The sequence below is a fragment of the Flavobacterium sp. WC2421 genome (genome assembly GCF_040822115.1).
Lineage (GTDB): Bacteria > Bacteroidota > Bacteroidia > Flavobacteriales > Flavobacteriaceae > Flavobacterium.
Window position 1 is genome coordinate 512,289 of the sequence record NZ_CP162004.1, and the last position, 12,211, is coordinate 524,499.

A 12,211-nucleotide genomic window follows, 5' to 3' on the forward strand; every position below is an offset into this window, starting at 1 on the left:
TTATCTATTTAAATACAAATATCCAGCTTTTTCATGACCTATAGCATCGTTATCTTTATATTTCAAAATATAATAATAAGTACCTGTAGGTAATCCTTCTGATTGGCTAATAGTTACACGCCCTTCTGAGAAACCTTTAAATGATTTATCAGTGTTATTGTAACCAACTCTTTCAAATACAAGAACTCCCCAACGGTTATAGATCTCAACCTTATTTTCAGGATAACATTCTAGACCATCAATTCTAAAGAAATCATTATTACCATCGCCATTAGGAGACACTGCATTAAACACTTCTATAACACATTCTAAAGCTGGTAAAACAATTGGTTCTTCATTAAGTTTCGTTTCAATTTGTGTATCGTCTTTCACAATAGTTCCATTTAAAATTGACCCTGTTACATTCGCATAGTTTGTAACTAATCCAAGTTGAATATCTCTTAACGTTACAGGATAAACACCACTATATGCTGTGTTATTGGTTTCACCAGCACCTAAGCTAACTATTGGACTACCTGTTAAAATCAATCCTGTCAGATTATCTGTAACAGTGACATTAGAAAGAGCCATATTTCCAGTATTAGTGATAAGGAAACTATAAGATATTGTCTCTCCTACTTGAGCAAACCCATCATTATTGCTATCGTTGAAAACTCCAGTTTTTATAATTGAAATACTTGGTGACTCCGTTTGACCTGCAGCCACGGTTACAGTTACTGTAGCCGTATCACAATTCGTTGGGTTCAATACCTCACAGATAGTATATGTTACTGTATAGTCTCCCGCTGGTGTATTTGGTGCAATACTTACTGTTCCATCTGCATTTACTGTTAATGGTCCGTTTGGCGTGCTTGTCAATACAACATCTGATGGATTAACTGGTACCCCGTTTAAGGTATCGTTTGTCAATACACTTGGTACTGTTCCACCTGTTGTTCCATTGATTGGGCCTGCAACATCAGCTACTGCATCGATTGGTGCTGCAACTACATGTACTGTTACCGTAGCCGTATCACAATTCGTTGGGTTCAATACCTCACAGATAGTATATGGTACTGTATAGTCTCCCGCTGGTGTATTTGGTGCAATACTTACTGTTCCATCTGCATTTATTGTTAATGGTCCGTTTGGCGTGCTTGTCAATACAACATCTGATGGATTAACTGGTACCCCGTTTAAGGTATCGTTTGTCAATACACTTGGTACTGTTCCGCCCGTTGTTCCATTGATTGGACCTGCAACATCAGCTACTGCATCGATTGGTGCTGCAACTACATGTACTGTTACCGTAGCCGTATCACAATTTGTTGGGTTCAATACCTCACAGATAGTATATGGTACCGTATAATCTCCCGCTGGTGTATTTGGTGCAATACTTACTGTTCCATCTGTATTTACTGTTAATGGTCCGTTTGGCGTGCTTGTCAATACAACATCTGATGGTTTAACTGGTACCCCGTTTAAGGTATCGTTTGTCAATACACTTGGTACTGTTCCACCCGTTGCTCCATTGATTGGACCTGCAACATCAGCTACTGCATCGATTGGTGCTGCAACTACATGTACTGTTACCGTAGCGGTATCACAATTCGTTGGGTTCAATACCTCACAGATAGTATATGGTACTGTATAATCTCCCGCTGGTGTATTTGGTGCAATACTTACTGTTCCATATGCATTTACTGTTAATGGTCCGTTTGGCGTGCTTGTCAATACAACATCTGATGGTTTAACTGGTACCCCGTTTAAGGTATCGTTTGTCAATACACTTGGTACTGTTCCACCCGTTGCTCCATTGATTGGACCTCCAATATCTGATACTGCATCGATTGGTGCTGCAACTACATGTACTGTTACCGTAGCGGTATCACAATTGCTTGGGTTTAGTTTTTCACAAATCGTGTATTGTATCGTGTACTCTCCTGCTGGTGTTCCTGCAGCAACACTTACGCTTCCGTCGGTGTTTACGCTTAAGGCGGTAGTCGCTGTCGATGTTATTACTACATCTGCTGGAACTACTTTTACTCCATTTAAGGTATCATTAATCAATACATTGATCCCTGCGTCTCCTCCGTCTTTTCCATTGATTGGACCGGCAACCACATCGTCAATTGCATCGATTATCGCTTTTCCAACGGTTACTGTTACCGTAGCGGTATCGCAATTGCTTGGGTTTAGTTTTTCACAAATCGTGTATTGTATCGTGTACTCTCCTGCTGGTGTTCCTGCAGCAACACTTACGCTTCCGTCGGTGTTTACGCTTAAGGCGGTAGTCGCTGTCGATGTTATTACTACATCTGCTGGAACTACTTTTACTCCATTTAAGGTGTCATTAGTCAATACATTGATCCCTGCATCTCCTCCGTCTTTTCCATTGATTGGACCGGCAACCACATCGTCAATTGCATCGATTATCGCTTTTCCAACGGTTACTGTTACCGTAGCGGTATCGCAATTGCTTGGGTTTAGTTTTTCACAAATCGTGTATTGTATCGTGTACTCTCCTGCTGGTGTTCCTGCAGCAACACTTACGCTTCCGTCGGTGTTTACGCTTAAGGCGGTAGTCGCTGTCGATGTTATTACTACATCTGCTGGAACTACTTTTACTCCATTTAAGGTGTCATTAATCAATACATTGATCCCTGTATCTCCTCCGTCTTTTCCATTGATTGGACCGGCAACCACATCGTCAATTGCATCGATTATCGCTTTTCCAACGGTTACTGTTACCGTAGCGGTATCGCAATTGCTTGGGTTTAGTTTTTCACAAATCGTGTATTGTATCGTGTACTCTCCTGCTGGTGTTCCTGCAGCAACACTCACGCTTCCGTCGGTGTTTACGCTTAAGGCGGTAGTCGCTGTCGATGTAATTACTACATCTGCTGGAACTACTTTTACTCCATTTAAGGTGTCATTAGTCAATACATTGATCCCTGCGTCTCCTCCGTCTTTTCCATTGATTGGACCGGCAACCACATCGTCAATTGCATCGATTATCGCTTTTCCAACGGTTACTGTTACCGTAGCGGTATCGCAATTGCTTGGGTTTAGTTTTTCACAAATCGTGTATTGTATCGTGTACTCTCCTGCTGGTGTTCCTGCAGCAACACTTACGCTTCCGTCGGTGTTTACGCTTAAGGCGGTAGTCGCTGTCGATGTTATTACTACATCTGCTGGAACTACTTTTACTCCATTTAAGGTGTCATTAGTCAATACATTGATCCCTGCGTCTCCTCCGTCTTTTCCATTGATTGGACCGGCAACCACATCGTCAATTGCATCGATTATCGCTTTTCCAACGGTTACTGTTACCGTAGCGGTATCACAATTGCTTGGGTTTAGTTTTTCACAAATCGTGTATTGTATCGTGTACTCTCCTGCTGGTGTTCCTGCAGCAACACTTACGCTTCCGTCGGTGTTTACGCTTAAGGCGGTAGTCGCTGTCGATGTTATTACTACATCTGCTGGAACTACTTTTACTCCATTTAAGGTGTCATTAGTCAATACATTGATCCCTGCGTCTCCTCCGTCTTTTCCATTGATTGGACCGGCAACCACATCGTCAATTGCATCGATTATCGCTTTTCCAACGGTTACTGTTACCGTAGCGGTATCGCAATTGCTTGGGTTTAGTTTTTCACAAATCGTGTATTGTATCGTGTACTCTCCTGCTGGTGTTCCTGCAGCAACACTTACGCTTCCGTCGGTGTTTACGCTTAAGGCGGTAGTCGCTGTCGATGTTATTACTACATCTGCTGGAACTACTTTTACTCCATTTAAGGTGTCATTAGTCAATACATTGATTCCTGCGTCTCCTCCGTCTTTTCCATTGATTGGACCGGCAACCACATCGTCAATTGCATCGATTATCGCTTTTCCAACGGTTACTGTTACCGTAGCGGTATCACAATTGCTTGGGTTTAGTTTTTCACAAATCGTGTATTGTATCGTGTACTCTCCTGCTGGTGTTCCTGCAGCAACACTCACGCTTCCGTCGGTGTTTACGCTTAAGGCGGTAGTCGCTGTCGATGTTATTACTACATCTGCTGGAACTACTTTTACTCCATTTAAGGTGTCATTAGTCAATACATTGATTCCTGCGTCTCCTCCGTCTTTTCCATTGATTGGACCGGCAACCACATCGTCAATTGCATCGATTATCGCTTTTCCAACGGTTACTGTTACCGTAGCGGTATCGCAATTGCTTGGGTTTAGTTTTTCACAAATCGTGTATTGTATCGTGTACTCTCCTGCTGGTGTTCCTGCAGCAACACTTACGCTTCCGTCGGTGTTTACGCTTAAGGCCGTAGTCGCTGTCGATGTTATTACTACATCTGCTGGAACTACTTTTACTCCATTTAAGGTGTCATTAGTCAATACATTGATTCCTGCGTCTCCTCCGTCTTTTCCATTGATTGGACCGGCAACCACATCGTCAATTGCATCGATTATCGCTTTTCCAACGGTTACTGTTACCGTAGCGGTATCACAATTGCTTGGGTTTAGTTTTTCACAAATCGTGTATTGTATCGTGTACTCTCCTGCTGGTGTTCCTGCAGCAACACTCACGCTTCCGTCGGTGTTTACGCTTAAGGCGGTAGTCGCTGTCGATGTTATTACTACATCTGCTGGAACTACTTTTACTCCATTTAAGGTATCATTAGTCAATACATTGATCCCTGCGTCTCCTCCGTCTTTTCCATTGATTGGACCGGCAACCACATCGTCAATTGCATCGATTATCGCTTTTCCAACGGTTACTGTTACCGTAGCGGTATCACAATTGCTTGGGTTTAGTTTTTCACAAATCGTGTATTGTATCGTGTACTCTCCTGCTGGTGTTCCTGCAGCAACACTTACGCTTCCGTCGGTGTTTACGCTTAAGGCGGTAGTCGCTGTCGATGTTATTACTACATCTGCTGGAACTACTTTTACTCCATTTAAGGTATCATTAGTCAATACATTGATCCCTGCGTCTCCTCCGTCTTTTCCATTGATTGGACCGGCAACCACATCGTCAATTGCATCGATTATCGCTTTTCCAACGGTTACTGTTACCGTAGCGGTATCGCAATTGCTTGGGTTTAGTTTTTCACAAATCGTGTATTGTATCGTGTACTCTCCTGCTGGTGTTCCTGCAGCAACACTTACGCTTCCGTCGGTGTTTACGCTTAAGGCGGTAGTCGCTGTCGATGTTATTACTACATCTGCTGGAACTACTTTTACTCCATTTAAGGTGTCATTAGTCAATACATTGATTCCTGCGTCTCCTCCGTCTTTTCCATTGATTGGACCGGCAACCACATCGTCAATTGCATCGATTATCGCTTTTCCAACGGTTACTGTTACCGTAGCGGTATCACAATTGCTTGGGTTTAGTTTTTCACAAATCGTGTATTGTATCGTGTACTCTCCTGCTGGTGTTCCTGCAGCAACACTTACGCTTCCGTCGGTGTTTACGCTTAAGGCGGTAGTCGCTGTCGATGTTATTACTACATCTGCTGGAACTACTTTTACTCCATTTAAGGTGTCATTAGTCAATACATTGATCCCTGCATCTCCTCCGTCTTTTCCATTGATTGGACCGGCAACCACATCGTCAATTGCATCGATTATCGCTTTTCCAACGGTTACTGTTACCGTAGCGGTATCACAATTGCTTGGGTTTAGTTTTTCACAAATCGTGTATTGTATCGTGTACTCTCCTGCTGGTGTTCCTGCAGCAACACTTACGCTTCCGTCGGTGTTTACGCTTAAGGCGGTAGTCGCTGTCGATGTTATTACTACATCTGCTGGAACTACTTTTACTCCATTTAAGGTGTCATTAGTCAATACATTGATCCCTGCATCTCCTCCGTCTTTTCCATTGATTGGACCGGCAACCACATCGTCAATTGCATCGATTATCGCTTTTCCAACGGTTACTGTTACCGTAGCGGTATCGCAATTGCTTGGGTTTAGTTTTTCACAAATCGTGTATTGTATCGTGTACTCTCCTGCTGGTGTTCCTGCAGCAACACTTACGCTTCCGTCGGTGTTTACGCTTAAGGCGGTAGTCGCTGTCGATGTTATTACTACATCTGCTGGAACTACTTTTACTCCATTTAAGGTATCATTAGTCAATACATTGATCCCTGCGTCTCCTCCGTCTTTTCCATTGATTGGACCGGCAACCACATCGTCAATTGCATCGATTATCGCTTTTCCAACGGTTACTGTTACCGTAGCGGTATCACAATTGCTTGGGTTTAGTTTTTCACAAATCGTGTATTGTATCGTGTACTCTCCTGCTGGTGTTCCTGCAGCAACACTTACGCTTCCGTCGGTGTTTACGCTTAAGGCGGTAGTCGCTGTCGATGTTATTACTACATCTGCTGGAACTACTTTTACTCCATTTAAGGTATCATTAGTCAATACATTGATCCCTGCGTCTCCTCCGTCTTTTCCATTGATTGGACCGGCAACCACATCGTCAATTGCATCGATTATCGCTTTTCCAACGGTTACTGTTACCGTAGCGGTATCGCAATTGCTTGGGTTTAGTTTTTCACAAATCGTGTATTGTATCGTGTACTCTCCTGCTGGTGTTCCTGCAGCAACACTTACGCTTCCGTCGGTGTTTACGCTTAAGGCGGTAGTCGCTGTCGATGTTATTACTACATCTGCTGGAACTACTTTTACTCCATTTAAGGTGTCATTAGTCAATACATTGATTCCTGCGTCTCCTCCGTCTTTTCCATTGATTGGACCGGCAACCACATCGTCAATTGCATCGATTATCGCTTTTCCAACGGTTACTGTTACCGTAGCGGTATCACAATTGCTTGGGTTTAGTTTTTCACAAATCGTGTATTGTATCGTGTACTCTCCTGCTGGTGTTCCTGCAGCAACACTTACGCTTCCGTCGGTGTTTACGCTTAAGGCGGTAGTCGCTGTCGATGTTATTACTACATCTGCTGGAACTACTTTTACTCCATTTAAGGTATCATTAATCAATACATTGATCCCTGCGTCTCCTCCGTCTTTTCCATTGATTGGACCGGCAACCACATCGTCAATTGCATCGATTATCGCTTTTCCAACGGTTACTGTTACCGTAGCGGTATCGCAATTGCTTGGGTTTAGTTTTTCACAAATCGTGTATTGTATCGTGTACTCTCCTGCTGGTGTTCCTGCAGCAACACTTACGCTTCCGTCGGTGTTTACGCTTAAGGCGGTAGTCGCTGTCGATGTTATTACTACATCTGCTGGAACTACTTTTACTCCATTTAAGGTGTCATTAGTCAATACATTGATCCCTGTATCTCCTCCGTCTTTTCCATTGATTGGACCGGCAACCACATCGTCAATTGCATCGATTATCGCTTTTCCAACGGTTACTGTTACCGTAGCGGTATCGCAATTGCTTGGGTTTAGTTTTTCACAAATCGTGTATTGTATCGTGTACTCTCCTGCTGGTGTTCCTGCAGCAACACTTACGCTTCCGTCGGTGTTTACGCTTAAGGCGGTAGTCGCTGTCGATGTTATTACTACATCTGCTGGAACTACTTTTACTCCATTTAAGGTGTCATTAGTCAATACATTGATCCCTGCATCTCCTCCGTCTTTTCCATTGATTGGACCGGCAACCACATCGTCAATTGCATCGATTATCGCTTTTCCAACGGTTACTGTTACCGTAGCGGTATCACAATTGCTTGGGTTTAGTTTTTCACAAATCGTGTATTGTATCGTGTACTCTCCTGCTGGTGTTCCTGCAGCAACACTTACGCTTCCGTCGGTGTTTACGCTTAAGGCGGTAGTCGCTGTCGATGTTATTACTACATCTGCTGGAACTACTTTTACTCCATTTAAGGTGTCATTAGTCAATACATTGATCCCTGCATCTCCTCCGTCTTTTCCATTGATTGGACCGGCAACCACATCGTCAATTGCATCGATTATCGCTTTTCCAACGGTTACTGTTACCGTAGCGGTATCGCAATTGCTTGGGTTTAGTTTTTCACAAATCGTGTATTGTATCGTGTACTCTCCTGCTGGTGTTCCTGCAGCAACACTTACGCTTCCGTCGGTGTTTACGCTTAAGGCGGTAGTCGCTGTCGATGTTATTACTACATCTGCTGGAACTACTTTTACTCCATTTAAGGTATCATTAGTCAATACATTGATCCCTGCGTCTCCTCCGTCTTTTCCATTGATTGGACCGGCAACCACATCGTCAATTGCATCGATTATCGCTTTTCCAACGGTTACTGTTACCGTAGCGGTATCACAATTGCTTGGGTTTAGTTTTTCACAAATCGTGTATTGTATCGTGTACTCTCCTGCTGGTGTTCCTGCAGCAACACTTACGCTTCCGTCGGTGTTTACGCTTAAGGCGGTAGTCGCTGTCGATGTTATTACTACATCTGCTGGAACTACTTTTACTCCATTTAAGGTATCATTAGTCAATACATTGATCCCTGCGTCTCCTCCGTCTTTTCCATTGATTGGACCGGCAACCACATCGTCAATTGCATCGATTATCGCTTTTCCAACGGTTACTGTTACCGTAGCGGTATCGCAATTGCTTGGGTTTAGTTTTTCACAAATCGTGTATTGTATCGTGTACTCTCCTGCTGGTGTTCCTGCAGCAACACTTACGCTTCCGTCGGTGTTTACGCTTAAGGCGGTAGTCGCTGTCGATGTTATTACTACATCTGCTGGAACTACTTTTACTCCATTTAAGGTGTCATTAGTCAATACATTGATTCCTGCGTCTCCTCCGTCTTTTCCATTGATTGGACCGGCAACCACATCGTCAATTGCATCGATTATCGCTTTTCCAACGGTTACTGTTACCGTAGCGGTATCACAATTGCTTGGGTTTAGTTTTTCACAAATCGTGTATTGTATCGTGTACTCTCCTGCTGGTGTTCCTGCAGCAACACTTACGCTTCCGTCGGTGTTTACGCTTAAGGCGGTAGTCGCTGTCGATGTTATTACTACATCTGCTGGAACTACTTTTACTCCATTTAAGGTATCATTAATCAATACATTGATCCCTGCGTCTCCTCCGTCTTTTCCATTGATTGGACCGGCAACCACATCGTCAATTGCATCGATTATCGCTTTTCCAACGGTTACTGTTACCGTAGCGGTATCGCAATTGCTTGGGTTTAGTTTTTCACAAATCGTGTATTGTATCGTGTACTCTCCTGCTGGTGTTCCTGCAGCAACACTTACGCTTCCGTCGGTGTTTACGCTTAAGGCGGTAGTCGCTGTCGATGTTATTACTACATCTGCTGGAACTACTTTTACTCCATTTAAGGTGTCATTAGTCAATACATTGATCCCTGCATCTCCTCCGTCTTTTCCATTGATTGGACCGGCAACCACATCGTCAATTGCATCGATTATCGCTTTTCCAACGGTTACTGTTACCGTAGCGGTATCACAATTGCTTGGGTTTAGTTTTTCACAAATCGTGTATTGTATCGTGTACTCTCCTGCTGGTGTTCCTGCAGCAACACTTACGCTTCCGTCGGTGTTTACGCTTAAGGCGGTAGTCGCTGTCGATGTTATTACTACATCTGCTGGAACTACTTTTACTCCATTTAAGGTGTCATTAGTCAATACATTGATCCCTGCGTCTCCTCCGTCTTTTCCATTGATTGGACCGGCAACCACATCGTCAATTGCATCGATTATCGCTTTTCCAACGGTTACTGTTACCGTAGCGGTATCGCAATTGCTTGGGTTTAGTTTTTCACAAATCGTGTATTGTATCGTGTACTCTCCTGCTGGTGTTCCTGCAGCAACACTTACGCTTCCGTCGGTGTTTACGCTTAAGGCCGTAGTCGCTGTCGATGTTATTACTACATCTGCTGGAACTACTTTTACTCCATTTAAGGTGTCATTAGTCAATACATTGATTCCTGCGTCTCCTCCGTCTTTTCCATTGATTGGACCGGCAACCACATCGTCAATTGCATCGATTATCGCTTTTCCAACGGTTACTGTTACCGTAGCGGTATCACAATTGCTTGGGTTTAGTTTTTCACAAATCGTGTATTGTATCGTGTACTCTCCTGCTGGTGTTCCTGCAGCAACACTCACGCTTCCGTCGGTGTTTACGCTTAAGGCGGTAGTCGCTGTCGATGTTATTACTACATCTGCTGGAACTACTTTTACTCCATTTAAGGTGTCATTAGTCAATACATTGATCCCTGTATCTCCTCCGTCTTTTCCATTGATTGGACCGGCAACCACATCGTCAATTGCATCGATTATCGCTTTTCCAACGGTTACTGTTACCGTAGCGGTATCGCAATTGCTTGGGTTTAGTTTTTCACAAATCGTGTATTGTATCGTGTACTCTCCTGCTGGTGTTCCTGCAGCAACACTCACGCTTCCGTCGGTGTTTACGCTTAAGGCGGTAGTCGCTGTCGATGTAATTACTACATCTGCTGGAACTACTTTTACTCCATTTAAGGTGTCATTAGTCAATACATTGATCCCTGCGTCTCCTCCGTCTTTTCCATTGATTGGACCGGCAACCACATCGTCAATTGCATCGATTATCGCTTTTCCAACGGTTACTGTTACCGTAGCGGTATCGCAATTGCTTGGGTTTAGTTTTTCACAAATCGTGTATTGTATCGTGTACTCTCCTGCTGGTGTTCCTGCAGCAACACTTACGCTTCCGTCGGTGTTTACGCTTAAGGCCGTAGTCGCTGTCGATGTTATTACTACATCTGCTGGAACTACTTTTACTCCATTTAAGGTGTCATTAGTCAATACATTGATTCCTGCGTCTCCTCCGTCTTTTCCATTGATTGGACCGGCAACCACATCGTCAATTGCATCGATTATCGCTTTTCCAACGGTTACTGTTACCGTAGCGGTATCACAATTGCTTGGGTTTAGTTTTTCACAAATCGTGTATTGTATCGTGTACTCTCCTGCTGGTGTTCCTGCAGCAACACTCACGCTTCCGTCGGTGTTTACGCTTAAGGCGGTAGTCGCTGTCGATGTTATTACTACATCTGCTGGAACTACTTTTACTCCATTTAAGGTGTCATTAGTCAATACATTGATCCCTGTATCTCCTCCGTCTTTTCCATTGATTGGACCGGCAACCACATCGTCAATTGCATCGATTATCGCTTTTCCAACGGTTACTGTTACCGTAGCGGTATCGCAATTGCTTGGGTTTAGTTTTTCACAAATCGTGTATTGTATCGTGTACTCTCCTGCTGGTGTTCCTGCAGCAACACTCACGCTTCCGTCGGTGTTTACGCTTAAGGCGGTAGTCGCTGTCGATGTAATTACTACATCTGCTGGAACTACTTTTACTCCATTTAAGGTGTCATTAGTCAATACATTGATCCCTGCGTCTCCTCCGTCTTTTCCATTGATTGGACCGGCAACCACATCGTCAATTGCATCGATTATCGCTTTTCCAACGGTTACTGTTACCGTAGCGGTATCACAATTGCTTGGGTTTAGTTTTTCACAAATCGTGTATTGTATCGTGTACTCTCCTGCTGGTGTTCCTGCAGCAACACTTACGCTTCCGTCGGTGTTTACGCTTAAGGCGGTAGTCGCTGTCGATGTTATTACTACATCTGCTGGAACTACTTTTACTCCATTTAAGGTGTCATTAGTCAATACATTGATCCCTGCATCTCCTCCGTCTTTTCCATTGATTGGACCGGCAACCACATCGTCAATTGCATCGATTATCGCTTTTCCAACGGTTACTGTTACCGTAGCGGTATCACAATTGCTTGGGTTTAGTTTTTCACAAATCGTGTATTGTATCGTGTACTCTCCTGCTGGTGTTCCTGCAGCAACACTTACGCTTCCGTCGGTGTTTACGCTTAAGGCGGTAGTCGCTGTCGATGTTATTACTACATCTGCTGGAACTACTTTTACTCCATTTAAGGTGTCATTAGTCAATACATTGATCCCTGCATCTCCTCCGTCTTTTCCATTGATTGGACCGGCAACCACATCGTCAATTGCATCGATTATCGCTTTTCCAACGGTTACTGTTACCGTAGCGGTATCGCAATTGCTTGGGTTTAGTTTTTCACAAATCGTGTATTGTATCGTGTACTCTCCTGCTGGTGTTCCTGCAGCAACACTTACGCTTCCGTCGGTGTTTACGCTTAAGGCGGTAGTCGCTGTCGATGTTATTACTACATCTGCTGGAACTACTTTTACT

General features: G+C 43.8%; 1 protein-coding gene (running past one end of the window). It reads right to left on the reverse strand.

All coding sequences use genetic code 11. From position 1 onward, the window contains the following. Nucleotides 1-12,211 carry the final stretch of a gliding motility-associated C-terminal domain-containing protein gene (locus AB3G33_RS02320; RefSeq protein WP_367772320.1) on the reverse strand. It continues 16,601 nt past the right edge of the window, so the window shows 12,211 of its 28,812 coding nt (coding positions 16,602-28,812); its start codon lies beyond the right edge, outside the window; it ends in the stop codon at nucleotides 1-3.